The sequence below is a fragment of the Neobacillus oceani genome, assembly GCF_046237595.1.
Classification (GTDB): Bacteria; Bacillota; Bacilli; order Bacillales; family Cytobacillaceae; genus Bacillus_D; species Bacillus_D oceani.
Window position 1 is genome coordinate 829,392 of the sequence record NZ_CP143543.1, and the last position, 25,019, is coordinate 854,410.

Consider the following 25,019-nt stretch of genomic DNA (forward strand, 5'->3'; position numbering starts at 1 on the left):
AGCAACCCTTATTGGGGCTGCTTGCCTTTTGAATTTTTCTATCCTCTAGAACATCCCATTTTCATTCGGAGAATCCTCAGGTATGGGTTGGCCTACATCCCATAATTCAACAATCTTATCATCATTGAAACGGAAGATATGAACAACAGCCGCTCCAAGATCATTTGGTTTTTGCTTTACATGAGAGTAAACCGCAACCTTATCTCCGTCTTGAACGGCTAGTTTGACCTCAAGTCTTTTTTGGGGGCTTTGGACTGCATTTTCTTCCATGGCGTTCATGAGCGAATTGGCATCTCCACGGAAATATGGGTTATGGTGGCGAAATTCTGGAGCTATGTAGCTCTGGTATGCTTCACGGACTTTTCCTGATGCGACTAGCTGTAGAAATGAAACAGCTATCTCCTTTAGGGTGAGGTTGGATTCATTATTCATAACAACTATCCTTTCATGGCAAGCATTAACCTATAATAGAGTTAAGAGAAGTTTAAGGTATATACAAATTTTAGTCAAACGAGGAACAATAGTAGGTAAACAAGCATTGTATGTTGAATGTAGTAGTATGACAAATCCCTGCTATAACAAGGGATAATGATTTGTGTTAAGGAGGAAATAGGGTGGGTATTCGTTTTGAAGTAAATAGAACCGCCAAGGTATCCATGCAAAACATGTACGAGAGTTTGCTCGACCTTGATTCTGCGCAGCATTGGATGCAAGGATTAGTCGGAATAGAGCGATTGAATAATGGGCCAATGCAGGTGGGGAGCCAGTGGAAGGAATCAAGAAGGATGTTTGGGAAAGTGGCGACTGAACATTTTGAAGTTGTGGAACTTCATGAACCGAATAAAATTGTCCTTCGCTGTGATGGAACAAAAGGAACAACAGGGAAAGGAGAATTTTTGTTTACCTACATACTTACACCTTCAAATGATCAAACAGAGATTATATTAAGCGGAGAAATAAATGGGCTTACTGGTTTCGCTAAATTTTTCGGCAGAATGATGGCTGGAGCTTTTAAAAAAGCCTGTGAAAAAGACTTAGATTTGCTTATAGGTTATATGGAGAAATGATTTGATTCAAAAGGCCAATGAATAAGGAGATAAAGGAGTAAAACATGACAATTATAAATAAATTAAATCTTGGTAAGTATAAAAATTTAGCTGTTCTAAATCAACCGAGTGATTATGATTTGTTTGATGGTTATAAAACGGAATTAACTGGAGACCATGATGCTATTTTCGTTTTTGTGGAGACAATTGACGAAATGGTAAACCAAACACAAACAATAATCAAAGAACAGCAATTACTTGAAAAAGGCTACTTGTTTTTTGCCTATCCAAAAAAAGGGAATAAAAAATATGAAACCTTTGTTCACCGGGATGAAATCTTTCCAGCAATGAAAGTAGGCGAGGATGGTTATGTGGACAACAGCGATTTAAAATTTTCGCGTATGGTTAGTATGGATGATGTGTTTACTGTCGTGGGACTGAAGCGTGAAAAAAAGAAAGCTCAAAAGTCATCAGCGGCAAGCCAATGTGTAGGCGATTATGAGGAAAATGTAAAAGATATAGAAGCGTTATTATCTGAGTTCCCCAATGAACTAGCATTTTATAAGGAGTTAACGCCAGGCTATCAAAGGGATTGGGCCCGTTTCATTTTTTCCGCCAAGCAGCAGAAAACGCGAGATAACCGCCAAGAGCAAATGGTTGAAATCTTATCACAAGGGTATAAGTCAGTTGATTTGTATAGGCAGAAAAAGAAGTAAATGAACATATGAATAGCTTACCATAATTTTATACGACTGATTCTTAAATGACCATTTAATAATACAAAATGAAAAATAAGTAAGACAGTTGCCCATTGGAAAGCATGTAATCCAATTGGCTTTTTTCTTTTATGGATGTCTATTAAGAGTGAGCAGTAAATAGAATTAAAAACACGGAAAACATTTTGTTGTTTTCCATAGTGGTAACATTTATAATTCTAAATGAAGAACAAAATCGTTCTTTAAATTAGAGGAATGTGAGGGATTTTTTTTAATGGCTAAAAAACGAAAAAGTTTAGTCCGTATCCTGGTCCTGTCTTCTGTCTTTACTTTCTCAACGGCTGCTGTTGCTTCTGCCCATTTTTGCTATGTTGCAAACAAGCCAAGTGGAGCTGGAGCTGTAACCGAGGCGGATTTAAAAGTTACAGGCAATGGAAAACTGGTTGCGCCTGGAGCTTTCCTTGATTTATCCGCTGAAGGTTATAAAGATGTATTTATCCGTGGGGGAGAGAAGTCTGATGAACCTTTTGTAGTTGGTGAAGGATCGATGCATAATTCTCCTGCCACAGTAAGGGGAAGCAAAGTAAATGGGGTGCAGAAATATCCATTTGATTAAAGGCACCGAAAAAATACTTATTATTTAACAAAATAAAACCCATCAGAAAGCTTTTTTTACATCTGATGGGTTTTTTGCAAGTTTATTTACTTGTTTACAATAGCTTCTCCGAGGAATGTCCATCTTTTCTTCCAATGGTAAATACACAACCTAATTCATGGTTTATCGTACAAAGGTCAACAAAGAGTACGATAATTACTTAATTTTCTTCCCGAAAAAAATTTTTAAGAAATATTATTGACACTTTTGTAAACAAGGAGTAATATGAATATTGTCATTTTGATTTTTTTCGACAAAATCCGCTAAGATTCTACTATGCGGGTGTAGTTTAATGGTAAAACTCCAGCCTTCCAAGCTGATGTCGTGGGTTCGATTCCCATCACCCGCTCTTAACTTTTTTACTAACGCAGTGTTTCGTAAACGACGAGGCATTGCGTTTTTTAATTTCCAGCAGGGATTCGGGCTAAATTTTCATAAGGAATGCCGGCTTCGATATAGCTTCTAACTAGCTTCCAGCTGCCGTCGCTGTATGTCTTGAACGTCTGGAAAAATAAATGCCCGGAATATTATTTTCTCCCTATTACCTCAAAGTAACCTTCCCCGCCGTGAATTTGAATGAACATGTCCATAAGTGATTTCGTCAGTTTCCCCGCTTCTTCACTCGAGAGGGAAGGACGGTGATATACGATTTGCAACGCGTTCCTGGTTTCCGGTGTGACTGGCGCCCTGTCCGAATCGACAAACGGGCTTCCGAATGGCCCTTTAGTGTCAACCGAAACGATCAAGTTTTCAAGGGAGTTCGACCTTCCATTTAGCCCAAGGTACTCTTCGCCAGCCTGGCCAATCCTGATTTCAATGTTGCCTTCAAGCTTATCGGCATCGTATATGCCAATCGGTACTTGGTATTGGAGCGAAAAGAAATTATTCAAATCAATCGCGCTTTGCACGGAAGAAAGATAATTTTGCTTTTGGACCCTGCGGTAGAGCGCTTCGGCGGAATGCCTGTATCGGTTCGGATCCTTGCCGGTTGTTTTGAATATGGACCGCCATTCCTTTATCCCTTCGAGGTCGGTTACATTCTTATCCTCCAAATCGAAAAAAATGGATTCCTGAAAAAGCTGCAGCCTCCCTTTTACCATTTGCGGCGATTCTCCGACCGTTATGTTTCTGTATTGGATGATCCCGAGCTTAAAACCGGGGATGAGTTCAGAAAGCTCTTTTGAAATGCTGATTTCCAAGTAATACACCTCCAAATTTGCCTGAAAATAGTTTATCATATAATGATGTAGCAATTGTATTCAATGACTTTTTATATAAAATGCCAAATCGGAAGGAGGGTTGAACATGGATTACCGCCAGTTGAAGGAAGACCTAATCGCCTACAGCAAGGAGATTGGGATTGATAAAATCGGCTTTACGACAGCCGATCCGTTTGATGAACTGAAGAACAGGCTGATCCGCCAGCAGGAGCTTGGCTACCAGTCGGGCTTTGAAGAGCCGGATATTGAAAAGCGGACAAATCCCGCCAAACTGCTTGAAAAGCCCCGATCAATTATCGCCATCGCTCTGGCCTACCCTTCGAAAATGTCCGTTAGGGTTGAAAGTAAAAGAGGCGCGCGCCGCGGGATTTTTGCCCGTGCATCTTGGGGTCTTGATTACCATCATATCCTCCGGGACAAGCTCGCAAAGCTTGAGGAGTTCCTTTCCGAAAGGGTGCCTGGAGTGCAGCTGAAATCGATGGTTGATACAGGTGAGCTCGCGGATCGCGCTGTTGCGGAACGGGCCGGGATCGGCTGGAGCGGGAAAAACTGTTCGATCATTACCCCTGAATTTGGTTCGTATGTATACCTTGGCGAGATGATCACAAGCATTCCGTTCGAGCCGGATAAGCCAATGGAGGATAAATGCGGTTCATGCACGAAATGCCTGGACGCCTGCCCGACAGGCGCGCTCGTTCAGGGAGGCCAGCTCAACGCGCAGCGGTGCATCGCCTTTTTAACACAGACCAAAGGGTTTATCCCGGAGGAATTCCGCGAGAAAATCGGGAACCGGATTTATGGCTGTGATTCATGCCAGACGGCGTGCCCTGAAAATAAGGGAAGGGACTACCACTTCCATCCGGAAATGGAGCCCGATCCGGAGACGGCCAAGCCGCTGTTGAAGCCCATCCTGGCAATCAGCAACCGTGACTTTAAAGAGCGGTTCGGCAAGGTTGCGGGTTCATGGCGAGGCAAAAAGCCGATTCAGCGGAACGCTATCCTTGCGCTTGCCCACTTCAAGGATGAAACAGCTGTGGACGATTTGAAAGAGGTTGTTGAAAAGGATCCACGCCCCATCATGAGGGGGACCGCGGCCTGGGCGCTTGGAAAAATCGGCGGCATGGAAGCATCATTTATTTTGGAGAAAGCAAAGACTTCCGAAAAGGATCCGGAAGTGCTTGCGGAAATAGAAAAAGGAATCAGTATGATAGAAGAATGAGGATGGCCATGGCGCCGTCCTTTTTTGTTCCTAATGATTAACTAAACTCCAGCCTCGTTTCATATGTATGGTAGGAAAGGAGGCGAGGTTATGCGGGATGCTCTTCAGGCATCGCTCGAAAAAAGGATTAACGGGTTTGTGGTGGAAAAGGCGGAACGGCTTATGGACGAAAAGGACGAACGGAAAATCCAGGCATGTGCCGACCGGAATGCGGTGATTGTCAAAACATACGCGCGGGGAAAAATACTTAGGCAGCAGTTCAGCGGGGAAAGGCAGACCGTTTTGTATGAGGTCCATTTTCAGCACCTAATTAAGCAAAAGGAACACTTGTACCTCGAGGAGGAAGTCGAGATAAGGGAGGCGAACTTCCAAAGGGGAACGCTTGCGGATGATTGCGAAGTTGTTCCGGATCGGCTTGAAGCAGCCTTTTCTGCTGATGCAGAGTCTTTGGAGATGGGTGCCAGAGAGCGCTTATCGTATGTTTATGATAGAAGGAAGGCCGTCCAATATGCAGAGCGCTGGTGGAATTCGTATAATCCAGCTTTTAAAAAATTCGATGTTGATTGCACAAACTATATTTCGCAATGCCTATACGCTGGCGGGGCTCCGATGCGGGGCTATCCGAACCGTGGGCAGGGGTGGTGGATGCGCGGCAACAACTATAGCTATAGCTGGGCGGTCGCGAATTCGCTGCGTTGGTATTTGGCAGGATCGAAAACAGGCCTGAGAGCAAGGGAAGTCGGAAGTCCGGATGCGCTTATACCAGGTGATGTGATTTGCTATGACTTCCAGGGGGATGGCCGCTTCGACCATAATACGATGGTTGTTGCCAAAGACGCGTATGGGATGCCGCTCGTGAACGCCCATACGTACAACAGCAGGATGCGGTATTGGGAGTACACGGATTCTTCTGCATATACGCCAAAAATCAAATATAAATTTTATACGATTGTCGATGAAAGCCGCGAATGGTTGTAAGGAAAAGGCTGAGTGGTATAATAACGGGGTGGAGTTAATTTTTATTAAACCGGGCGCCGATGATGGCGTTCGTTACATAAAGTATGGGGTGAAACATCTTGGCAGTACATGTTGTGCTATACCAGCCGCTTATCCCCGCGAATACCGGCAATATTTCAAGGACGTGCGCCGGAACGGGGGCTTGGCTCCATTTAATCCGGCCGCTTGGTTTTTCGACGGATGACAAGCAGCTGAAACGGGCAGGACTCGATTATTGGGAGCATGTGAAGCTTGTCTATCACGACTCGCTTGACGATTTTTACCGCGCGGCTGATGGTGGGGAATTCTACTATATAACGAAGTTCGGCGAGAAGCCCTTCTCTTTCTTTGATTTCAGCGATCCGGAAAAAGATCATTATTTTATTTTTGGAAAAGAAACGACGGGCCTTCCAGAGGAAGTAATCGAAGCCAATCGGGAGAGATGCCTGCGAATTCCAATGAACAGACATATCCGCTCGCTTAATCTGTCAAATACAGCGGCAATTCTCGTTTACGAAGCATTGAGGCAGCAAAACTATCCCGGATTGATGTAGGTCCTGCCTGGCTGGCCTTCTTTCAGTTTGGTTCACCTGAAACGTTACGCATAAAATGGCGTTTCAGCTTTTTCAGAATGGTACTTTTTTAATCCGCCCATTCTTACCACTATTCGCAGCAGGGGGAGTGTTTGCAATGAATGAAACAATTTCAACTATTCTTGGACATAGGTCGATAAGGAAATTCGAGGACAGGCCTTTATCGGACGAACAAATCAGAACGATTGTCGAATGCGCCCAGTCCGCCTCAACATCAAGCTTCATCCAGGCGTATTCAATAATTGGGGTAAAGGACCCGGAAAAGAAGCGTAGGCTTTCGGAGGTTGCCGGAAACCAGGCATATGTTGAAAAAAACGGACACTTTTTCGTCTTTTGCGCGGATTTATACAGGCACAGCCTGATCGGCGAAAGGGAAGGCCGAGAAGTGCTCGATTCCATAGAAAGCACCGAAAAATTCATGGTCGCTGTCATTGATGCGGCGCTCGCGGCGCAAAACGCAGCCGTTGCGGCGGAATCGATGGGACTTGGAATTTGCTATATCGGAGGCCTTCGCAACAATTTGGACGTGGTGCAGAAACTATTATCGACACCTGAACGTGTCATTCCGCTATTCGGACTGGCTGTAGGCTATCCGGCACAAGATCCGGGGAAAAAGCCGCGTCTGCCGTTTGGGCATCTATACCATGAAGATCGCTATGAACAGGACCTTGAGACTTACATGGGGGAAATTGAAGAATACGACAGGGAGATTGCCGCCTATTATGAGGAACGGACTTCCGGGAAGCGCAGCGATACATGGAGCGGCCAAATCGCAGGAATGCTTGAAAAGAAAAGCAGAATGTATATGAAGGAATTCGTCAACAAAAATAAATTGAATCTAAAGTAACAGTAAAAAGCTGCCGGTGATGGCAGCTTTTTGTGTATCATTATTTGCTGTTCGAACCCGGCTTATCATTGTATCCGGACGTGAAGATGGCTGCGAGGAATGCAGCGCTGACACCCAATATTAAAAGCAGACGCATGTTATGTAAGCCCCCTTTGTCCTGGAAAATCAATTCGAATCAATATACATATTCATTATAGCGTAACTCGGCCATTCTGGAAACGAATTAACCTGTTTTTTCTTGAAAGGCGTCCAGATTTTTCCTAGCAGCCCATTTGCATGTTCAAATCAGTCCCCGCATAGAGTATAGTAATCGTCTCTGATTTAAGCGACAGGGGGAGGGCTTTGCTTTATGGATATTTTAAGAAAAATCGAGATGTACAGAGAAGAGGAAGAAAAACTTCGCTGGGAAGGCACGTTTGCCGAGTACCTGCAGCTATTAAAAGAAAAGCCATGGGTAGCCCAATCCGCCCATTCCCGGGTTTATAATATGATTAAAGATGCCGGGATAGTAAAGGAAAAGGGCAAAAAGACATATGAATTTTTCAACCAGCAGCTCTTTGGCCTTGAAGAGGCGCTTGATAGGCTGGTAGAGGAGTACTTCCATCCCGCCGCTAAACGGCTTGACGTCCGCAAGCGGATTTTGCTGTTGATGGGGCCGGTCAGCGGAGGTAAATCGACGCTTGTCACGATGCTGAAGCGCGGTCTTGAAGCGTACTCCCATACCGAAAACGGCGCTATTTATGCAATAAAAGGCTGCCCGATGCACGAGGATCCGCTTCATCTCATCCCGCATTATTTGCGGAAGGATTTTTACGAGGAATATGGAATCCGGATTGAAGGGAATCTATCTCCGCTTAACATGATGCGGCTAGAGCAGGAATATGGAGACCGGATTGAGGACGTCCAGGTTGAGCGGATTTTCTTTTCCGAGGACAGGAGGATTGGTATTGGAACCTTCAGCCCGTCCGATCCAAAATCGCAGGATATCGCCGACTTGACCGGCAGCCTCGATTTCTCCACGATTGCCGAATACGGCTCGGAATCCGACCCACGGGCATACCGGTTCGATGGCGAACTGAACAAGGCGAACCGTGGAATGATGGAGTTCCAGGAAATGCTCAAATGCGATGAGAAATTCCTCTGGCACCTGCTTTCACTGACCCAGGAAGGGAACTTTAAGGCGGGAAGGTTCGCGCTTATCTCGGCTGACGAGCTAATCGTCGCCCACACGAATGAAACGGAATACCGTTCGTTCATCTCAAACAAGAAAAACGAAGCGCTCCATTCCAGGATCATTGTCATGCCGATTCCTTACAACCTAAAGGTTTCACAGGAGGAACGCATTTATGAAAAAATGATCCGGGAAAGCGATGTATCCGATGTGCATATCGCGCCGCACACATTGAAGGTGGCCGCGATGTTTACGATTCTAACAAGGCTGAAAGAGCCGAAAAAGGGCGACATCGACCTTGTGAAAAAAATGAGGCTTTATGATGGAGAAAGCGTTGAAGGCTACAATCAGGCAGACGTCGATGAATTGAAGAAGGAATATCAAGATGAAGGGATGAGCGGCATCGATCCGAGGTATGTCATCAACCGGATCTCATCAACGATTATTCGAAAGGAAGTTGCCTCCATTAACGCTCTCGATGTGCTCCGGTCATTGAAGGACGGACTCGACCAGCACCCATCCATTACCGCCGAGCTGCGTGAAAAGTACATGAATTACATTTCGCTCGCACGGAAAGAGTACGATACGATAGCCAAAAAAGAAGTCCAAAAGGCATTTGTCTATTCATATGAGGAGTCCGCCAAGACGTTGATGGACAATTATCTTGATAATGTGGAGGCTTATTGCAACAAGGCAAAACTGCGCGATCCGCTGACAGGGGAGGAAATATCGCCTGATGAAAAGCTGATGAGGTCGATTGAAGAGCAGATCGGCATTTCGGAAAATGCGAAAAAGGCGTTCCGCGAAGAAGTGCTGATCCGAATCTCGGCCTATGCAAGGAAAGGGAAACGGTTTGATTACAATTCGCACGACCGCCTCCGTGAAGCAATCCAGAAGAAGCTGTTTGCTGACCTGAAGGACGTCGTCAAAATCACGACCTCATCGAAGACTCCTGACGAGCAGCAGCTGAAGAAAATCAATGATGTTGTGGCACGCCTCATTGATGAGCATGGCTATAATTCTACCTCGGCAAACGAATTGCTCAGGTATGTTGGAAGCCTCCTGAACCGTTAACATCCTCATTTCAAAGAGCCGGATTGTTTTTCCGGCTCTTAGTTTATGAAAAATAAAAACGGGGAAAAGGACGGTAGAGGTGAAACCGATGGATAAAAAGGATAAAAAGGTTGGGCTGGATAAGGACTACCAGCCAGATAACGGTTCAATGGCCCCTAATATGGAAGATATTCAAAATCTCGGCAAACAAATGGAAAACCGCCGCTCCAACAAGGAATTAAAAGAGGATTACGATAAAAATCCCGATCCAATCCAGCATGTGAAGAAAGATGATTTCCTCCGCTAAATGGCGGGGGATATTTATTTTTTGTGGCCTAGAATAATCAAACTGTCAATAGATTACCTAAAATCTTCCGGGGACAATTTTCGAAATAATTTGTAAATTATCCACAAGTATGGCATAGGATAGAGTAACCAATATTACTGAAGTGTTATGGAGCCAAATGTGAACTATTTGTAATTTTACGGTACAAACTGAATAAGGGAGGGGTTTGGAATGATCGATGAGAACAATCACCATTTTGTGATCTCAAAGGAAGATTGGTCCCTCCACCGAAAAGGCCAAGATGACCAGCAACGGCATCAGGAAAAAGTCCAGGAGGCGATTCGCAATAATCTTCCAGACTTGATTACCGAGGAAAGCATTATTATGTCAAATGGCCGCGATGTTGTTAAAATTCCAATTCGTTCATTGGATGAATACAAAATTCGTTATAATTATGATAAAAACAAGCATGTCGGCCAGGGAAATGGCAAGTCCAAGGTAGGCGATGTTGTTGCCCGGGACGGGTCGGGCGACAAGAAAGGGCCCGGCAAAGGCCAGGGTGCAGGGGACCAGGCAGGGGAAGACTATTTTGAGGCGGAAGTATCGATGATGGAACTCGAAGAAGCCCTGTTCAAGCAGCTTGAACTTCCCAACTTGAAGAGGAAGGAACAGGAAGAGCATGTCGTTGAACACATTGAGTTTAATGATATTAGAAAGACGGGGCTGATGGGTAATATTGATAAAAAAAGGACGATGATTTCGGCTTTTAAACGAAATGCGATGCAGGGCAAGCCAGGGTTCCACCCAATTTACAATGAAGACCTGAAATTCAAGACATGGAATGAAATCATCAAGCCTGATTCAAAAGCTGTAGTTCTCGCGATGATGGACACGAGCGGATCGATGGGGTTATGGGAAAAGTATATGGCGAGGAGCTTCTTTTTCTGGATGACCCGTTTTCTCAGGACAAAATACGAGACAGTCGAGATCGAATTCATCGCCCACCATACGGAGGCGAAGGTTGTCTCAGAAGAAGATTTCTTTTCAAAAGGTGAAAGCGGCGGGACAATTTGTTCTTCCGCATACCGAAAGGCATTAGAACTTATCCAGAAAAAATACGATCCCCTAAAATTCAATATTTACCCATTCCATTTTTCGGATGGGGATAACCTTACCTCCGACAACGCCCGCTGTGTCAAGCTTGTCGAGGAATTAATGAAGGTCTCGAATATGTTCGGCTACGGCGAGGTCAACCAGTATAACCGCCACTCGACATTGATGACCGCTTATAAAAATATTAAAAATGAGAAGTTCAGGCATTATATCCTTAAACAAAAAGCGGACGTCTTTAATGCAATGAAAAGCTTCTTTTCCAATGAGGAGGAAAAGAAATACGCGTGATATTGAAAAGCGGAAGCGCCCGTTTAGCGCCGTATGGACTGGAGGGAAGCAGCTGCCTGAGTTACTTCCCCGCAGCTTTGCGACGAGCTGAAGATACGCTTCCGTGAATATGCTATGGCGCAGGAGCACCCTCCCACAGTAAAGGAAACACGATGAGCGAAGGCGAATCGATGTTGACTTATCGTAGCGAGGGGACCGAAGTACACTAGGCGCTGGGCGCTAGAGCTAGACACATTTTATACATTCATATGTGTTTTCAAAAAGCCAGCCAAAACGCTGGCTTTTTCAATTCATTGTATTCAACCTTTCTTGATTTTAGTCCTCAACCCAGCCCAAATGGCGACAGCTAGGCCGCCGAGTGTATCGGAAATCAGGTCAATCATTGTATCCTTGTTGCCGCCTCCCTGCAAGTCCATCCCAAATAGCTGGTCTGAGCTGAATTCGTAGATTTCCCAGACGACGCCTCCGAACACGGCGAAGGTAAAGACGAATAAAAAGACGAACCACGGAGAGATTAGCCTTCCAGCATCCCGATGAATCATTCGTTCATAAAGCGCGACACCGGCAAAACCGAGAATCGCCCCGCTAATCGCATGGAGGAAAGTGTCCCACCAGCCAAGGCCGTACCATCCCTTTATCGATCCAAGGTATTGTGAGCCAAAGAGGAAGATAAGATAGGACAGGACGAGCGGGAGATTGAATTTCCATTTGATAAAAAAGCCCAGAATTAGCGGAACCGCGCCGCAGCCAATTCCTGCGGCGGCCACGGAAAACCTGAATGAATCTTTTTCGGCTTGGAAGCGGAAAGCAAGCCAGGCCATGAACAACATATAAATGAGACTGAAAATAATCACAAGCTTGCGGCCCATTCAACCGCCTCCTCTACAAATGTACCTTCCTCGCGGCGGCATAAATTCCCGCAAGAAAGCCTCCGCCAGTTCCGGCAAGCAAGTCATACATCGTGTCCTTGTTGCCGCCGAGCTGCATTGTATGGGTGAAAAACTGGTCCCCTGTAAATTCATATATTTCCCAAAGTACACTCGACGAAACTGCCAGCGAAAATATAAATAAGAAGAGGATTGGCCGTGATACGGCTTTCCTGGCACTTTCGGGAACCCACAGCTTATAGAGGGCAATACCAATTAAACCGACAAGGATTCCTTTATAGAAATGAATCGTTGAATCCCACCATTTATGCTTTAAGTAGAATGTCGCAATCGAACCGAGATAGGTCGTACAGAAAATGGCTATATAATAGCCGAAAATTAACGGAAGATTGAAAGGGTTTCTTTTGGCAAGGAGTAGAAGCAGCGGCAGGGCGCTTACGGCAATCCCTCCTAAGGCTACCTGCCATCTGGAGTCGTCCCCTTTTTTAAAATAATAAATAAACAAAATGGCCATGAATACGATAAAAAGGGAGCTTAGCCCGATGATCCATTTGCGTTTCATCCGTTTTCACCTCATGCAGGTCAGTATCGATTAGTATTGCCTAATCCGAGCAAAAACATGATACATTCCTTACCAAAATGGGATACTATTGGTGTAAGAGACTAGAAGGAGGCGAATCGGGTGTGCCTCATTGTATTTGCGTATAAAGTCCATCCGCGGTACAGGCTGGTTGTGGCGGCGAACCGGGATGAAAGCTATAAGAGGCCGACAGCCGCGGCGGATTTCTGGGAGGATGAGCCGAGAATCCTTGCTGGGCGGGATTTGGAAAAGATGGGGACCTGGATGGGGGTCAGCAAGGATGGCCGATTTGCCGCGCTGACGAATTACCGGGACCCTAAACAAATGAATGCCGTAGGAAAGCTGTCACGCGGGGAACTTGTGGCCGGGTTTTTAAGGGGCGGGATGGCATCAGCCGACTATATGGCCGGCCTTGTGTCAACAGGGAAGCTGTATCCTGGTTATAATTTGCTCGTGGACGACGGGAAAAGCCTTTACTATTTTTCCAATATGGAGGGGGTGGCGCGGGAAGTGAAGCCGGGGATCCATGGCGTCAGTAACCATCTTCTTAATACGCCGTGGCCAAAGGTTGTACGGGGGAAAAAAGGGCTTGGAGAGCTGCTTAAGCAGGATGCGGCCGACTTGGAGCAGGCGCTGTTCGACCTTTTGCGCCATGCGGAGCCAGCCCCGGATTTGGAGCTGCCGGATACAGGCATCGGGCTTGAATGGGAGCGGGTTCTCTCGCCGCTTTTTATTAAGAGTGAAGGATATGGCACTCGGTGTTCCACTGTTCTGTTAATGGGCGATGAAGAATTATCCTACACCGAAAGGGTTTATGATGGGGAAGAATTTGCCGAGAAAAGGTTTAAACTGCCTTTAAGTTAACAAAGGAGTGATTCGTGATGGGATTTTTGGATGGATTGATGGGCAATGCTTCGGAGGTGAGCCTTCCGGAGGTACAAAAGGAGTATGCGAAGGTTCTCGCGCCGGGTGAGTCAATCGAGAAAGCGTACCGGCTTGTCAGGGATATGTTTATTTTCACAAACAGGCGGCTCATTCTAGTTGATAAACAGGGGATTACCGGGAAAAAGACGGAGTATCATTCCATCCCCTACCGGAGTATCACCCATTTCAGCATTGAAACGGCGGGAAGTTTTGACCTGGATGCCGAGCTGAAGATCTGGGTTTCAGGCAGCCCTATGCCGCTGCAGAAGCAGTTCAACAAAAGCCTGAACATTTATGAACTCCAAAGCGTGCTAGCGGCGTATGTGCTTAAGTAAAAATTCAAATTAAGGGGGATGAATTATGAGCATTTTGCCTTCCTTGTTTTCAATTGGAATTGTTGTTCTTGTTGCGATTGCATTCTATAAGGTTCTTTTCAAAAAGAAAAGCATTACCCCATCATATACCCCGTTTGATGAAATTACCGGGCACTCGCCGACTGCTTTTCGTGAAAATGTGGAAATCATCATGGATGAGGGTTCAGGGGACAACAAGGGGAATGGGTAATGGGAAAATGGTTTCCGGCCTTGTACGATGCAGGGATGAAAGGTTTGGAGAATGGAACATTTAAAGAAATCAGGAAGGCTCTACTGGAGAAAGCGGAAGGAATCGTGATTGAAATCGGCTCAGGCTCGGGAATCAACTTCCCCCTTTACACAAAAGCGGAGAGGGTTGAAGCCATCGAGCCTGACCCCTTTATGATTGAAAGGGCCGCTCACCGGATTAACGAAGCGAAAGTACCTATTTCAGTCCAGCAGCAATCGGCGGAACGGCTTGAATTTCCTGACAATGCTTTCGATGCGGCTGTGGCAACGCTAGTGTTCTGCACAATTCCGGATCCGGAAATGGCGCTAAAGGAAATTAAAAGGGTTTTGAAACCGGGGGCGCCAATCTTGTTTTACGAGCATGTGAAAATGCCCCAGCCCTTGCTCGCAAACATGCAGGACCTCCTTAATCCGGTATGGCGAAGGATATGCGGTGGCTGCAACCTGAACCGGGACACGGTTTCAGAAATAAAGAAGGCTGGCATTCATATTGAAAAAACGAGAACGTATTACAAAGGCCTTTTTCTTGTAATTGAGTGCAGGAATATAGAGGAAATGTGTGAAAACACCGGCATTCGGGAATGGTAGAGGGAGACTTTTTTGCCAGGAGTGTTTTGGGATGTTCTTCTACTATATTCACATTGCCGTTGAGGTCGAGAAGCCCGGGATTACATACCTGGCTGGTTGGGAAGAATCGGATACTGAGCGATTTATGTTTGATAAGGCGGACAGGTTCCGCATTTTACGCCGGAAGGGTGAACCGGTTCTGCAGCTGGCTGAAGATGACCAAGGAAATTGGTACTTTATGACCTTTTTTACCTCGAAGAGTTTATCGGGCCTGAAATGGGCAAGACAAACAGCCAGGCCCGCATATGTGGAAGATGGGACAACCCTCCCGCTTGTCAGCCTGCTGGAGGATGAAGGGCTGCTGCCAGCGGATGAAGGGTTCGATAAGGCGTATGCCCATACAAGTATACTAGTGGATAACCTTCATGGCTTTTCGGCGGAAAAACAGGCCGGACTTGCGAATGCGGATGGCGAGGACGATCCAACGGTGGTCGGGAACATCCATTTTGTGAAGAATATTTTTAAAGGGAAAGAAACGCGGTACATCGCAGGAGTGGAAACGCGTTCGTTTGCGACTGTGACCGAAAATGAGCCGTATTTCAGGGAAATCCATCTTAAAACGAATGCATTCCTTTACCTTTTGTATTTCGTTTACTTTCAGGAATACAATCAACTGCCGTCCAAACAAATGGTTCCAAGGCTTCTAGGCAATTTATGGGCATCCAAACAAGCGTTGAACACGGGCTGGAATCCAACTTTGTTTGAAACTGAACAGCTATAAAAGCAAAATTTCTCGTAAAAGGAGCTGCCGAAAATGAAAGTGAAAATTAACCGCAATGCCGCAAAAGTACTAAAAGAGATGCTTAAAACTGCCGAAGAAGGCCAAATGTTCCGGGTCATCATCACACATATGCACGGAGACCATGCCCACTATGACCTAGTCCTTGATACGCCTAAGGAGCATGATGAAGTCGTTAAAACGGACAAGGATATCGACATCATCCTCGATTCACGCGAGGAATATTTAAATGGAGTCTGGATTCAGTATTTTTACGTCCCACGCGAGGAGTTTGTAATCACGAACCCTTCCAAAGGCGGCCACCATCATCATTAAGTACGGGCGAAAAGCACTTCTTTCGCCCTCAGGTTGAAAAAGGGGTTTGACTTTCCAACTGCAATACGCTAAAGTAAATGAAATTGTATATTTCTTATCGAGAGAGGTGGAGGGAACGGCCCTTTGAAGCCTCGGCAACAGGCCTTTACGTGTACTGTGCCAATTCCTGCGGGCAAGCGCCTGAAAGATAAGAAGAGAACGGATGCCGCCCTCTTTTTATCGAGAAGGGTTTTTTTTGTCTAGCTCCAGCGCCCAGCGCCTAGTGTACTTCGGTCCCCTCGCTACGATAAGTCAACATCGATTCGCCTAGGCTCATCGTGTTTCCTTTATCTCCATCGGGGCCCTCCAGTCCATACGGCGCTAAACGGGCGCTTGCGCTTTTCATAATACCCAAAACTGAATACCGTTCTTATCAAGAGAGGTGGAGGGAATGGCCCTTTGAAGCCTCGGCAGCAGGCCCAACGGCACTGTGCCAATTCCAGCAGGGAATCCCTGAGAGATAAGGAGAGCAACGCAAACAAACTAGCAACCTCTTCCTTATCGGGAGAGGTATTTTTATTAAAATTCAACGGAAAGGAGAAGAAAAGTGGCAAGAACATCAGAAATGATTGAGAAGAGGAAAGAAAAACTGATTGAAGAACTACTTTCAAGGAATGTATACAAAACATCGGATAAACAGCATCTATACGACGCGCCCCTACAAACCCTTGAACATGAATACATGCTTATATTAAAAAAAGAAGCCGGGCGCTAAAGATTGAAGCGCCCGGCTTTTTTTTACTTCCACATCAGTGATAAAAGCAATTTGTTTTTAAAAAGCTGGAGGAGAAATTCAGTATAGTATTCCTGCTTCAGGGAGACATTTACCACTTTATCCAGGCTCGTATGGAAATAAGCATCCGTTAGGTCGTCATTTCCGTAAAAATAGTCGCGGACGGTGTTAAAATTTTTTTCGAGGGCATGGTCCGCAAATTTCAGGGTGAATTCCAGGTCACTTTCACCTTGCATTTCAACGATTTCCAAACGGGTTCGATCGTATGTGTAAACCAAATCCATCACAGGTTTCCCCCTTTATTGTAAATACCGGAAATAAACATAGACCGTGCAAACGGCTATTGTCAGCAACATGAGCGGGAAGGCGACGATAAGGAATTTCACGAAGGAAATTGGATGTTTTTCCTTTGCGGCCATACCGGCGACAATGACGTTGGCACTCGCGCCGATCAAGGTTCCGTTCCCGCCGAGGCATGCGCCAAGAGCGAGGCTCCACCACAGCGGTTCCAGGTCGGTAATTCCCATCGCGCCCATGTCTTTGATCATCGGAATCATCGTGGCGACGAATGGAATATTGTCAATGAATGCGGATGCGATTGCGCTGACCCAAAGAATGAGCAACGATGTCGCGGTCACATCCCCGCCGGTAAACTCCATCGATTTTTCGGCGAGCATTGAAATAATCCCTGTTTCCATTAAGCCTCCGACAAGGACGAATAGACCGATAAAGAAAAAGATTGTCAGCCATTCGACTTTTTTCATTGACTCCTCAAGGTAATGTTCCCCAGTTATTAGTAGGAGGAGAAAGGCGCCCGCCAATGCGATTGTCGCGTTCTCGACTTGGATGAACTGGTGGACAAAAAAGCCCAAAATTGTTACCGCGAGAACAAATAGTGATTTCTTCAGCAATACAGTATCGGTGATTTCCGCTTTTTCATCAAGATTCATAATGCCGGCTTTCAGTTCTTCCGTAGTCTTTAGGGACTTTCGATAAAGGAAAGCGAGGATCGCAATATTCACAATCAATACGATAAACGAGATTGGAGCCAGGTTTACAATGAAAGCGGAAAAAGTCAGCTCCTTGACGGCGCTTCCTAACATTATGTTCGGCGGATCGCCAATGAGCGTTGCCGTGCCCCCGATATTCGAAGCGATAATTTGCGTAATCAAATAGGGCATCGGATTCACTTTCAGCTGCAGCGTAATACTGAAGGTAACTGGAACAATCAGTAAAACGGTCGTCACGTTATCGAGGAATGCAGAAGCCAGTGCGGTAATCAGCCCTAAAACAATGAGGAGCTTTAAAGGGTCACCTTTTACCTTCTTTGCAGACCAGATGGCCAAATAACGGAATAATCCGGTTTCAGCCGTGATTGCGACAATTAGCATCATCCCTGTCAACAGGCCCAGAGTGTTAAAGTCAATGTGTTGAAGTGCTGTTTCCTGATTGAGTATGCCGAGGAGAACCATCGTGATGCCCCCTGCCATCGCGATGATTGTCCTGTGGATTTTCTCGGTTACGATAAATGCATAGGCAACCAGGAAAATTCCAATGGCAAGCAATGCCTGATTTGTCAAAATCCCCATCTCCAGTGTCAAAATATTTATGAAAACTTTTGAATTTTTTAAAAAAGCTTTTCTAAAATTATATTGAAAGAATTTTAAAAACACAACTGCCAGTATTTTAGTGGAATTATAGTAATTCCCCCCTCGTGTAAAAATATGGAGTTATCTTACAAGCAAAACCACTAATCGACAACTTTATGAATTTTTGGGAAACAACGGGATTTGACAGCGACTGCCATTATAAAATATTGATATCGGACTATTGTGGTTATTTCATTTCTAAGGACAATGATAGACCAACTTTGTCTTACAATGGCAGTTCATTGGCCGGGAAGAAGCATCGGGGAACTTGAACTGGGAAGGATAGCGGGATGGAGACATTTGAGAAAATCAAGTCGGAATACCTGGAACTACTAAAGCGTGTGGAAGAACTGGAAGAAAAGGAGCAGGACCTTTCAAAAAAACTCCGGATTAGCGAATCTATGAAACTGAACATTCTCAATTCCCTTCCACTCAATATATTTTTGGAGGACAGGGAAGGACGGACTTTATTTGCGAATGCGGAGGTTCTAAGAGTCCACGGCATGGAACTGGATGAATTGGTTGGAAAGACGGTTTATGATTTTTTTCCGCGGCACATTGCAGAGATCAATAGAGCTAATGACCTTGAGGTTTGGCGACAGCGGAGGCTGATCGCCGAGGAAGTCCCTGCCGGATTCCAAGGAGAGGAAAGGGTCATGTATACCGGGAAAACAATTATCCAGACGGAAAATGAAGATTTTCTACTTGGATTCGGCTTGGATATAACCGATCGGGTAAAAATGGAACAGAAACTCAGGGAAAGCGAGGAAAAATTCAGGAACGTGGTCGACCAGGCGGCAGACTGTTTTTTTCTAATCGGGCTAAGCGGTGAATTAACAAATGTCAATGCGGCGGCCATAGAGCTGCTTGGCTATAGCCGGGATGAATTACTGTCCAAGAACGCCAGGCATGTTTTTGGAATTCTTCCCGATAAAATGAGTGAACTTCAGGACAATCCGGATAAAAAACGTTCCTGCCATTTCGAGGACAGAATGGCTGACAACAATGGGAGGGAAATTCCAGTCGACATCAACTTCCGTCTTATCCATATTGGCGGAAAGCAAATTTTCCTCGCGCTTTGCCGGGATATCCGGGACAGGAAAGAATCAGAGGAGGCCATCAAGCACATGGCCTACAATGATGCTTTGACAGGCCTTCCAAACAGATGGTACCTCGAGTCGTTTTTAAAAGAATACTTCCATTGCGCTGCCCCTAAAAAGCTTGGAGTCCTGCTGTTGGATTTGGACCATTTTAAAGTAATCAATGACAGCATGGGGCACCATGCCGGCGATAAATTGCTTAAGGAAGTCGCCGCAAGGCTTCGTACTGTATGTATCCAGGGAAATATTGTCGCCCGCTTCGGCGGTGACGAGTTTGTTGTGCTCATGCCTGAATTGGAAGAGGACAAAGAAACCATCGTAGCTAGCGAAAAAATCATCCAACTCATGAAACAGCCCTTCCAAATCAATGGGCGCCGGTTTATGGTCACGACAAGTATCGGGATCAGCATCAGCCCAAGAGATGGCTGTGAATTGAATATGTTACTCAGGAATGCCGATTTGGCCATGTATAAGTCGAAGGAAAATGGGCGGAATTGCTATCGTCTATTTGATCCGACTATGGATGCGAGGGCCATGGAAAGATTGGAAACGGAAATAAAGCTTCGCCAAGCACTGGAAACGAAAAGCTTCATTTTGCATTACCAGCCAAAGCTTAATCTCCAATCAAGTGACGTTTATGGCTTTGAAGCACTCGTCCGCTGGAAACGGGAAGAAAAAATCCTTTATCCCGGCGAGTTCATCGATATCGCGGAAGAAACGGGGCTTATCGTTCCGCTTGGGGAATGGGTTCTCCGTGAAGCTTGCAAGCAGTGCAAAGAGTGGCATAATCTTGGCTACGAACATCTTTCTATAAGCGTAAACTTGTCCCCGCTGCAATTCCGGAAGCAGAACCTCGAAAAGCTGATAGGGGGAATCCTTGAGGAAACCGGGCTTCCACCGGAAGCGCTGGAACTGGAGCTTACCGAAGGAATGGTTATGCAAGATCCTGAAAGGGCTGCCGAAGTATTGTACAATCTAAAGTCGCTTGGTGTTACGATCGCGATTGATGATTTCGGGACAGGTTTTTCCTCGCTAAGCTATTTGAAGCATTTTCCGATTGATGTACTTAAAATAGATCGCTCTTTCATTATGAATCTTGAACGGAATACTACGGATGCCTCAATCGCTTCCGCCATTATAAATCTTGCGCATAGCCTCAGGCTGAAGGTAGTTGCGGAAGGGGTTGAAACAGCCGAGCAGCTAGGATTTCTTGAGAGCAGCACCTGTAATTATACCCAAGGATACTTTATAAGCAGGCCATTGGAAGCCGATATGGCACTTTCCTTTTTAAAAAACACCCAATTACTTGTTTGATTGATAAAAAACTTTATTGATCGTTTATGGCATGCTCCTTATTAAGGTTATTGGGGAAACTTCCTCAAAGCAGAATTTATGGAAACTTAATTAAAAAATAGTGAAAAGGAATGGGGCGGAGTTGCCTTTTAATTTTTTCTGCAAAACTGACAGAAATTCGACACAAACATATGAAGATTATGCGAATTTCCTGTTCAAAGGAAAACAACACGGCCGAGTTTTTTTATAATGGACCTATATAAACACGGAGGTGCAGGAAATGAATATCACTACAATAATTGAACTCGAGAATACGGAAGTTGAAAATATGGCCGGTGGCCAGCTTGTCTTTTCCGAGGAGCGAATTGACGAAAATATCGTGGAAACCTGTGTGGATTGCTTCCAGGAAAACGGAACGAAAGAAAAAATTGATACGGATGACGCCATGCAGCGAGTATTCAACCGTTTGAAGGCTGAAGGAATCATTCCTGAAGAAGTCGAAGAATTTTCATATGAAATGCCTGCCTGTGGCCAATTAAGAAAAAAGTCGGAGACGGCAATTGATATCCCGCAAAAAGTAATCCTATCCTTTATGAGCTAAATAATACCCTATCTTTAATGAATGCGAAGCGGCCCTATTTGTAAAAATAATAGGCCGCTTTATCTTTTTGGAGGACAGGATAAAAAAATGTCCCACTCTTTCCCAGGTGTGACAAAGGTCAAAGCCAGGTTGCCAGTATGTGATTTATAATGGCAATGGTTAGATTTTCGAAAGATTATATGTAAGCGTTTACAAAGACTAAGAGAGTTGGGACCATGATGAGAATGGATGCCAGGATTTCCATTTTGGCGGGGCATTTTGGGAGCGGAAAGACAGAGCTTGCCCTTAATTTGGCACTCCGGGAACGGAGGGTGCATCAAAAGGTCGCCATTGCCGATCTGGATGTGATAAATCCGTATTTCAGATCAAGGGATGCTGCGGCGATTTTAAAAGAGAACGGCATCGAACTGATCGGTCCGTCCTCAAGGCTTGCATCCTCGGATTTACCAGTTGTATCGGGGGAAATTTATAGGGTTATCCATGATCCTTCCTACCGGGTCATCATTGATGCTGGAGGAGAAAAAGACGGGGCGACTGTCCTTGGCCAATATTATCATGAATGGAAGGATATTGGGGCAAAGTTGATGTTCGTCCTTAACGCGAACAGGCCATATGTGAGCACGCTGGATGGGATTATCGAGTCAATAAAAGGAATCGAGAAGGCTGCGAGGCTTCCAGTCGCAGGCATTATAAACAACACGAATCTCGGCGGGGCAACCGGGCCTGAAGATATTTTAAAAGGGAAAATCCTTGCCAATGCTGCTGCTGAACGGCTTGGCATTCCGGTTTTGGCGACAGCTGTTTCAAGGAACCTGGAGGGGATCGGCGTTTTTGCCGGTAGGGAAGATTGTTTAGTTATCGACCGGTTTATGAAATTGCCATGGGAATGAGGAGGAAATAAGATGGAGCGAAGAGTTGTTTTTAGCGAAGCGTATTGTAAATCCTGCAGCCTTTGTGTACAGGTTTGCCCGGTATCAATCATCTTCCTTGCAGATTATCTAAATGGAAAAGGCTATCGTCCCGCAACAGTTACGGATCAGGAAAAGTGTATAAGCTGTGCGAAATGCGGCCAGATTTGCCCGGATGGGGTCATAACCGTCTACCGTCCTGAAAAGAAAAAGCAAACCGTGTAGGATGGCCACTCGGACAAGCGGATGAATTGAAGAACGGTTATTTCCATTCTGTCAGGAAAGGGGAAACAATTATGGCAAAAGTACTGATGAAAGGCAATGAAGTTATTGCGGAAGCAGCGGTCCATGCCGGGTGCAAGTATTTCTTCGGATACCCGATTACCCCACAAAGCGAGCTTGTTGCCTATATGGCAAGGCGGCTGCCCGAGGTAGGCGGCCTGTTCCTGCAGGCCGAAAGCGAAGTGGCGGCGATCAATATGGTGTATGGCGCCGCATGTACCGGAGTGAGGGTAATGACTTCGTCGTCAAGCCCGGGATTCAGCCTGAAACAGGAGGGAATCTCCTATCTCGTCGGGGCGGAACTTCCAGCGGTTGTCGTGAACGTTGTCCGGGGAGGCCCGGGATTAGGGAATATCCAGCCTGCTCAATCGGATTATTTCCAGGTAACGAAGGGAGGCGGGCATGGTGATTATTACACTCCGGTCCTTGCACCATCAAGCCTCCAGGAAATAGTCGATTTAACACAGGATGCCTTCGATATGGCAGAACGGTACCGGACCCCGGTGATTGTATTGGGCGACGGGATGCTTGGACAGATGATGGAGCCGGTTGAATTTGACACGCTTAGGGAACGGACTGGGACATCCAAGGAGTGGGCAACGACCGGAACCCGTGGGGATGGGGAACGGAGGGTCATTTCATCGCTCGACCTCGATGCCGATGCCCTTGAGGCACGAAATAGGAAACTCCAGAAAAAGTTTGCTGAAATCAAGGAAAATGAGGTTCGGTACGAGACCTATTTAACAGAAGATGCTGAATTTATCGTGGCCGCGTTTGGAACAGTCGCTCGAATTGCAGTGAATGCGATTAACCAAGCGCGCAGGCAAGGAATCAAGGTTGGGCTGATCCGCCCGATTTCCTTATGGCCATTCCCAGTGCAGCCATTTCATGAAACAAGGGACAACGTAAAAGCTTACGTGTCTATCGAAATGAGCGCGGGGCAAATGGTTGAGGACGTCCGGCTTGCGGTGGAAGGGCGGGCACCCGTTGAGTTTTACGGGCGGAACGGCGGGGTTGTGCCAACCCAGGAAGAAATTTTCGCGAAAATCGCCGAGCTTGCGGGGAGGGTTGCCGTATGAGCATGAAGACTGTTTTTGAGAAAACAACCGGGTTGACTGAAAACCCGACCCATTACTGCCCGGGTTGTACCCACGGAATCATCCACAGGCTTGTCGGGGAAGTGCTTGAGGAAATGGGTATACTTGAAGATACGGTGGGCGTTGCCTCCGTCGGCTGTTCCGTCCTTTCCTATGAATACTTCAATTGCGACATGACGCAGGCGGCTCACGGCCGGGCACCCGCAGTCGCTACCGGAATTAAGAGGGTCCTGCCCGACCGGTTTGTTTTCACCTACCAGGGGGACGGCGACCTTGCGTCGATTGGAATAAGTGAAGTCATCCACGCAGCTGCCCGCGGGGAAAATATCACCGTTATTTTTGTTAACAATGCGATTTATGGAATGACAGGTGGGCAAATGGCGCCGACAACCTTGATTGGCCAGAAAACGGCTACGAGCCCATACGGACGTGACCAGCGCCTTCAAGGTTCGCCTATCCGGGTAAGTGAAATGATTGCGACATTAGACGGAGCTGCTTATATCGAACGCGTTTCCTCACATGATGTCCCGAATATTATCAAAGCTAAAAAGGCAATCAGGCGCGCTTTTGAAACACAGAAGAAAGGGCTCGGCTTCTCGATGGTGGAAGTCCTGTCGACGTGCCCGACCAACTGGGGCCTTGACCCGCATGAATCGCTCGATTGGGTGAGGGATAGCATGGTTCCAGTTTACCCCCTTGGCATTTACAAAGGAGGGAACTAGACTATGCTTGAAGAAATCCTCATTGCCGGTTTTGGCGGGCAGGGAATCATGTCGATGGGCCAATTGCTTGCCCATTCCGGCCTGCATGAAGGGAAAAATGTTTCCTGGATGCCATCCTATGGACCGGAGCAACGTGGAGGAACTGCGAACTGCGCTGTCGTCATCAGTGACGATCCGGTTGGGTCGCCATTAGTCAGTTCACCGTCCGCGGCGATCGTCCTAAACAATCCCTCGTTTGAAAAGTTTGAGCCTATGGTAAGGCCGGGTGGGGTTTTGATTACGAATAGCTCGCTTGTCTCAGCCAAATCAGCCCGTACCGACATTCGATCGATTGAAATTGATGCGACTAGCATAGCCAATGGCCTGGGTAATGGCAGAGTAGCCAATATGGTGCTGCTTGGAGCGTTTATCGAAGCGACGGGAATTCTTTCGTACAACTCGCTCATTGAATCATTGAAAAAGGTGTTGTCTGCCGATAAACACCATCTGATTGAACTGAACAGGCTCGCATTGGCGAAGGGCGCAGCCATGGTCCGGGAATCTTCCATTAAATAATCAGAGAAAGCCGGAACCGTCGACACGGGCTCCGGCTTTTCTGCTGGAGTGCCCGACCGGCTTTATGTTTGCGAATAGTTTTCCATGTAGCGTGATTCACCTCACATAATTGAAAACGATTTTCAATTATACTAAAAGCAGAAGGACAAAACTTTTAGGAGGC

At 46.1% G+C, this 25,019-nt stretch carries 30 protein-coding genes, 1 tRNA gene and 2 riboswitches; of the genes, 25 read left to right on the forward strand and 6 right to left on the reverse strand.

From position 1 onward, the window contains the following. Positions 1–45 precede the first annotated feature (45 nt). Positions 46–432 (reverse strand): nuclear transport factor 2 family protein, encoded by a 387-nt coding sequence (locus tag V1499_RS04100; protein WP_409274011.1) that lies wholly within the window; start codon positions 430–432, stop codon positions 46–48. A 182-nt stretch (positions 433–614) separates the two neighbouring features. On the opposite strand from V1499_RS04100, the gene V1499_RS04105 reads away from it, so the two are divergent. The 4 genes from V1499_RS04105 to V1499_RS04120 all read left to right on the forward strand — a co-directional run bounded on the left by V1499_RS04105 (position 615) and on the right by V1499_RS04120 (position 2,766). Beyond that, positions 615–1,067: an SRPBCC family protein gene (locus V1499_RS04105; RefSeq protein ID WP_409274013.1), complete on the forward strand. Its 453-nt coding sequence runs from the start codon at positions 615–617 to the stop codon at positions 1,065–1,067. Positions 1,068–1,111: 44 nt separating this feature from the next. Further along, positions 1,112–1,762 (forward strand): YdeI/OmpD-associated family protein, encoded by a 651-nt coding sequence (locus V1499_RS04110; RefSeq protein ID WP_409274015.1) that lies wholly within the window; start codon positions 1,112–1,114, stop codon positions 1,760–1,762. Between the two features lie 274 nt (positions 1,763–2,036). Further along, positions 2,037–2,378 carry a hypothetical protein gene (locus tag V1499_RS04115; RefSeq protein ID WP_409274017.1) on the forward strand — a complete coding sequence of 114 codons (342 nt, stop codon included), beginning with the start codon at positions 2,037–2,039 and terminating at the stop codon, positions 2,376–2,378. 317 nt (positions 2,379–2,695) lie between these two features. Next, positions 2,696–2,766, forward strand: a tRNA-Gly gene (locus tag V1499_RS04120). Positions 2,767–2,944: 178 nt separating this feature from the next. Here the strand turns inward: V1499_RS04120 and V1499_RS04125 are convergent. Then, positions 2,945–3,616 (reverse strand): B3/4 domain-containing protein, encoded by a 672-nt coding sequence (locus tag V1499_RS04125; protein ID WP_409274019.1) that lies wholly within the window; start codon positions 3,614–3,616, stop codon positions 2,945–2,947. Positions 3,617–3,722: 106 nt separating this feature from the next. On the opposite strand from V1499_RS04125, the gene queG reads away from it, so the two are divergent. The 7 genes from queG (at position 3,723) to yhbH (ending at position 11,203) form a co-directional block, all read left to right on the forward strand. Further along, a complete protein-coding gene (gene queG, locus V1499_RS04130; protein ID WP_409274021.1) occupies positions 3,723–4,856 on the forward strand; it encodes a tRNA epoxyqueuosine(34) reductase QueG in 1,134 nt (377 codons plus the stop codon). A gap of 90 nt (positions 4,857–4,946) precedes the next feature. Further along, on the forward strand, positions 4,947–5,834 hold the full coding sequence (locus V1499_RS04135) for an amidase domain-containing protein (protein WP_409274023.1): 888 nt from the start codon (positions 4,947–4,949) through the stop codon (positions 5,832–5,834). 95 nt (positions 5,835–5,929) lie between these two features. Next, a complete protein-coding gene (gene trmL / locus V1499_RS04140) occupies positions 5,930–6,406 on the forward strand; it encodes a tRNA (uridine(34)/cytosine(34)/5-carboxymethylaminomethyluridine(34)-2'-O)-methyltransferase TrmL (RefSeq protein WP_409276221.1) in 477 nt (158 codons plus the stop codon). A 136-nt stretch (positions 6,407–6,542) separates the two neighbouring features. Then, positions 6,543–7,292 (forward strand): oxygen-insensitive NADPH nitroreductase, encoded by a 750-nt coding sequence (gene nfsA, locus V1499_RS04145; RefSeq protein ID WP_409274024.1) that lies wholly within the window; start codon positions 6,543–6,545, stop codon positions 7,290–7,292. Positions 7,293–7,641: 349 nt separating this feature from the next. Continuing rightward, the gene (locus V1499_RS04150; protein WP_409274025.1) at positions 7,642–9,537 is read left to right on the forward strand and encodes a PrkA family serine protein kinase; all 1,896 of its coding nucleotides are present in this window, start codon (positions 7,642–7,644) and stop codon (positions 9,535–9,537) included. An 88-nt stretch (positions 9,538–9,625) separates the two neighbouring features. Beyond that, entirely contained in the window at positions 9,626–9,823 is a 198-nt protein-coding gene (locus V1499_RS04155; RefSeq protein WP_409274026.1) for a hypothetical protein, read from the forward strand. 210 nt (positions 9,824–10,033) lie between these two features. Then, complete coding sequence (gene yhbH, locus V1499_RS04160) at positions 10,034–11,203, forward strand: sporulation protein YhbH (RefSeq protein ID WP_409274027.1); 1,170 nt, start codon at positions 10,034–10,036, stop codon at positions 11,201–11,203. A gap of 299 nt (positions 11,204–11,502) precedes the next feature. Here the strand turns inward: yhbH and V1499_RS04165 are convergent, their stop codons facing one another. Then, a complete protein-coding gene (locus tag V1499_RS04165) occupies positions 11,503–12,072 on the reverse strand; it encodes a hypothetical protein (RefSeq protein ID WP_409274028.1) in 570 nt (189 codons plus the stop codon). A 13-nt stretch (positions 12,073–12,085) separates the two neighbouring features. Further along, positions 12,086–12,652 (reverse strand): membrane-spanning protein, encoded by a 567-nt coding sequence (locus V1499_RS04170; RefSeq protein ID WP_409274030.1) that lies wholly within the window; start codon positions 12,650–12,652, stop codon positions 12,086–12,088. Between the two features lie 120 nt (positions 12,653–12,772). On the opposite strand from V1499_RS04170, the gene V1499_RS04175 reads away from it, so the two are divergent. The 7 genes from V1499_RS04175 to fbpA all read left to right on the forward strand — a co-directional run bounded on the left by V1499_RS04175 (position 12,773) and on the right by fbpA (position 16,631). Next, entirely contained in the window at positions 12,773–13,534 is a 762-nt protein-coding gene (locus V1499_RS04175; RefSeq protein WP_409274031.1) for an NRDE family protein, read from the forward strand. A gap of 17 nt (positions 13,535–13,551) precedes the next feature. Beyond that, positions 13,552–13,929 (forward strand): PH domain-containing protein, encoded by a 378-nt coding sequence (locus V1499_RS04180; protein WP_053365348.1) that lies wholly within the window; start codon positions 13,552–13,554, stop codon positions 13,927–13,929. 25 nt (positions 13,930–13,954) lie between these two features. Further along, positions 13,955–14,158, forward strand: coding sequence for a DUF3951 domain-containing protein (locus tag V1499_RS04185; protein ID WP_409274033.1), 204 nt, complete (start codon positions 13,955–13,957; stop codon positions 14,156–14,158). Continuing rightward, positions 14,158–14,784 (forward strand): class I SAM-dependent methyltransferase, encoded by a 627-nt coding sequence (locus V1499_RS04190; RefSeq protein ID WP_409274034.1) that lies wholly within the window; start codon positions 14,158–14,160, stop codon positions 14,782–14,784. The genes V1499_RS04185 and V1499_RS04190 overlap by 1 nt, the downstream gene beginning before the upstream one ends. A 31-nt stretch (positions 14,785–14,815) precedes the next feature. After that, positions 14,816–15,544 (forward strand): hypothetical protein, encoded by a 729-nt coding sequence (locus tag V1499_RS04195; protein ID WP_409274035.1) that lies wholly within the window; start codon positions 14,816–14,818, stop codon positions 15,542–15,544. A 33-nt stretch (positions 15,545–15,577) separates the two neighbouring features. Continuing rightward, a complete protein-coding gene (locus V1499_RS04200; RefSeq protein WP_409274036.1) occupies positions 15,578–15,877 on the forward strand; it encodes an iron-sulfur cluster assembly accessory protein in 300 nt (99 codons plus the stop codon). Positions 15,878–15,968: 91 nt separating this feature from the next. Then, positions 15,969–16,071, forward strand: a riboswitch (SAM riboswitch). Positions 16,072–16,283: 212 nt separating this feature from the next. Then, positions 16,284–16,383: riboswitch (SAM riboswitch) on the forward strand. An 80-nt stretch (positions 16,384–16,463) separates the two neighbouring features. After that, a complete protein-coding gene (gene fbpA, locus V1499_RS04205) occupies positions 16,464–16,631 on the forward strand; it encodes a Fur-regulated basic protein FbpA (protein WP_409274037.1) in 168 nt (55 codons plus the stop codon). A gap of 23 nt (positions 16,632–16,654) precedes the next feature. On the opposite strand, the gene V1499_RS04210 is transcribed toward fbpA, so the two are convergent. Next, positions 16,655–16,936 carry a hypothetical protein gene (locus V1499_RS04210; RefSeq protein ID WP_409274039.1) on the reverse strand — a complete coding sequence of 94 codons (282 nt, stop codon included), beginning with the start codon at positions 16,934–16,936 and terminating at the stop codon, positions 16,655–16,657. A 12-nt stretch (positions 16,937–16,948) separates the two neighbouring features. Beyond that, complete coding sequence (locus V1499_RS04215) at positions 16,949–18,229, reverse strand: ArsB/NhaD family transporter (protein ID WP_409274040.1); 1,281 nt, start codon at positions 18,227–18,229, stop codon at positions 16,949–16,951. A 359-nt stretch (positions 18,230–18,588) separates the two neighbouring features. On the opposite strand from V1499_RS04215, the gene V1499_RS04220 reads away from it, so the two are divergent. From V1499_RS04220 to V1499_RS04250, 7 genes are all read left to right on the forward strand, one after another. Further along, complete coding sequence (locus tag V1499_RS04220; RefSeq protein WP_409274042.1) at positions 18,589–20,712, forward strand: putative bifunctional diguanylate cyclase/phosphodiesterase; 2,124 nt, start codon at positions 18,589–18,591, stop codon at positions 20,710–20,712. A gap of 259 nt (positions 20,713–20,971) precedes the next feature. Continuing rightward, complete coding sequence (locus tag V1499_RS04225; RefSeq protein WP_409274043.1) at positions 20,972–21,292, forward strand: hypothetical protein; 321 nt, start codon at positions 20,972–20,974, stop codon at positions 21,290–21,292. 215 nt (positions 21,293–21,507) lie between these two features. Then, a complete protein-coding gene (locus V1499_RS04230; RefSeq protein WP_409274045.1) occupies positions 21,508–22,182 on the forward strand; it encodes a hypothetical protein in 675 nt (224 codons plus the stop codon). 12 nt (positions 22,183–22,194) lie between these two features. Next, positions 22,195–22,425 (forward strand): 4Fe-4S binding protein, encoded by a 231-nt coding sequence (locus tag V1499_RS04235; protein WP_409274046.1) that lies wholly within the window; start codon positions 22,195–22,197, stop codon positions 22,423–22,425. A gap of 71 nt (positions 22,426–22,496) precedes the next feature. Next, on the forward strand, positions 22,497–23,561 hold the full coding sequence (locus V1499_RS04240; RefSeq protein ID WP_409274048.1) for a 3-methyl-2-oxobutanoate dehydrogenase subunit VorB: 1,065 nt from the start codon (positions 22,497–22,499) through the stop codon (positions 23,559–23,561). Next, complete coding sequence (locus V1499_RS04245; protein ID WP_409274050.1) at positions 23,558–24,301, forward strand: thiamine pyrophosphate-dependent enzyme; 744 nt, start codon at positions 23,558–23,560, stop codon at positions 24,299–24,301. Before V1499_RS04240 ends, V1499_RS04245 begins: the two co-directional genes overlap by 4 nt. Before the next feature lie 3 nt (positions 24,302–24,304). Then, a complete protein-coding gene (locus tag V1499_RS04250; RefSeq protein ID WP_409274052.1) occupies positions 24,305–24,856 on the forward strand; it encodes a 2-oxoacid:acceptor oxidoreductase family protein in 552 nt (183 codons plus the stop codon). Positions 24,857–25,019: the final 163 nt, after the last annotated feature.

Excerpts from the sequence above, each read along its gene's own strand:
- V1499_RS04190 (WP_409274034.1), top strand. The coding sequence starts at position 14,158 with ATGGGAAAATGGTTTCCGGCCTTGTACGATGCAGGGATGAAAGGTTTG.
- V1499_RS04200 (WP_409274036.1), top strand. The coding sequence starts at position 15,578 with ATGAAAGTGAAAATTAACCGCAATGCCGCAAAAGTACTAAAAGAGATG.
- V1499_RS04220 (WP_409274042.1), top strand. The coding sequence starts at position 18,589 with ATGGAGACATTTGAGAAAATCAAGTCGGAATACCTGGAACTACTAAAG.
- V1499_RS04165 (WP_409274028.1), bottom strand. The coding sequence starts at position 12,072 with ATGGGCCGCAAGCTTGTGATTATTTTCAGTCTCATTTATATGTTGTTC.
- V1499_RS04155 (WP_409274026.1), top strand. The coding sequence starts at position 9,626 with ATGGATAAAAAGGATAAAAAGGTTGGGCTGGATAAGGACTACCAGCCA.
- V1499_RS04170 (WP_409274030.1), bottom strand. The coding sequence starts at position 12,652 with ATGAAACGCAAATGGATCATCGGGCTAAGCTCCCTTTTTATCGTATTC.
- V1499_RS04185 (WP_409274033.1), top strand. The coding sequence starts at position 13,955 with ATGAGCATTTTGCCTTCCTTGTTTTCAATTGGAATTGTTGTTCTTGTT.
- nfsA (WP_409274024.1), top strand. The coding sequence starts at position 6,543 with ATGAATGAAACAATTTCAACTATTCTTGGACATAGGTCGATAAGGAAA.
- queG (WP_409274021.1), top strand. The coding sequence starts at position 3,723 with ATGGATTACCGCCAGTTGAAGGAAGACCTAATCGCCTACAGCAAGGAG.
- V1499_RS04245 (WP_409274050.1), top strand. The coding sequence starts at position 23,558 with ATGAGCATGAAGACTGTTTTTGAGAAAACAACCGGGTTGACTGAAAAC.
- V1499_RS04225 (WP_409274043.1), top strand. The coding sequence starts at position 20,972 with ATGAATATCACTACAATAATTGAACTCGAGAATACGGAAGTTGAAAAT.
- V1499_RS04100 (WP_409274011.1), bottom strand. The coding sequence starts at position 432 with ATGAATAATGAATCCAACCTCACCCTAAAGGAGATAGCTGTTTCATTT.
- V1499_RS04110 (WP_409274015.1), top strand. The coding sequence starts at position 1,112 with ATGACAATTATAAATAAATTAAATCTTGGTAAGTATAAAAATTTAGCT.
- V1499_RS04230 (WP_409274045.1), top strand. The coding sequence starts at position 21,508 with ATGATGAGAATGGATGCCAGGATTTCCATTTTGGCGGGGCATTTTGGG.
- V1499_RS04195 (WP_409274035.1), top strand. The coding sequence starts at position 14,816 with ATGTTCTTCTACTATATTCACATTGCCGTTGAGGTCGAGAAGCCCGGG.
- V1499_RS04150 (WP_409274025.1), top strand. The coding sequence starts at position 7,642 with ATGGATATTTTAAGAAAAATCGAGATGTACAGAGAAGAGGAAGAAAAA.
- V1499_RS04135 (WP_409274023.1), top strand. The coding sequence starts at position 4,947 with ATGCGGGATGCTCTTCAGGCATCGCTCGAAAAAAGGATTAACGGGTTT.
- V1499_RS04240 (WP_409274048.1), top strand. The coding sequence starts at position 22,497 with ATGGCAAAAGTACTGATGAAAGGCAATGAAGTTATTGCGGAAGCAGCG.
- V1499_RS04235 (WP_409274046.1), top strand. The coding sequence starts at position 22,195 with ATGGAGCGAAGAGTTGTTTTTAGCGAAGCGTATTGTAAATCCTGCAGC.
- yhbH (WP_409274027.1), top strand. The coding sequence starts at position 10,034 with ATGATCGATGAGAACAATCACCATTTTGTGATCTCAAAGGAAGATTGG.
- V1499_RS04180 (WP_053365348.1), top strand. The coding sequence starts at position 13,552 with ATGGGATTTTTGGATGGATTGATGGGCAATGCTTCGGAGGTGAGCCTT.
- V1499_RS04115 (WP_409274017.1), top strand. The coding sequence starts at position 2,037 with ATGGCTAAAAAACGAAAAAGTTTAGTCCGTATCCTGGTCCTGTCTTCT.
- V1499_RS04250 (WP_409274052.1), top strand. The coding sequence starts at position 24,305 with ATGCTTGAAGAAATCCTCATTGCCGGTTTTGGCGGGCAGGGAATCATG.